Genomic DNA, 379 nt, shown 5'->3' on the forward strand with positions numbered 1-379 from the left:
GTCGGCCGGATTGCTGGCCTCGTTGGAGGCGCGGGCGATCCGGGTCGACCAGCCGGGGCTGGCGCGAGTGCGTCGCGGGGTTGGGCTGTTGGCGCCGATCTACCTCAGCGTCGTCACGTTCGCCGCGGGCGGGATGATGCTGCTGTCTGGCGCCACGCCGGCGTTTCGGCACCGGCTGGAGTTCCTGGAGACGATCCTGCCGCTCTGGGTGGTGGAGGTTTCGCAGTTCCTCAGCAGCATATTGGGCGTGATCCTGCTGTTCGTGGCGCGTGGGCTGCTGAAGCGGCTGGATGGGGCGTGGTGGCTGGCGATGGGGATTGCCTGCACCGGCATGGCGCTGTCGCTGGCCAAGGGGCTGGCGTTCGGGGAGGCGACCGTG

1 pseudogene is annotated in these 379 nt (G+C 69.7%); it reads left to right on the top strand.

What is annotated here, in order from left to right:
• A pseudogene (locus tag GSQ76_RS25440) lies at positions 1-379 on the top strand (hypothetical protein); the annotation flags it as partial.

The organism is Acidisphaera sp. L21 (genome assembly GCF_009765685.1).
GTDB lineage: Bacteria > Pseudomonadota > Alphaproteobacteria > Acetobacterales > Acetobacteraceae > LMUY01.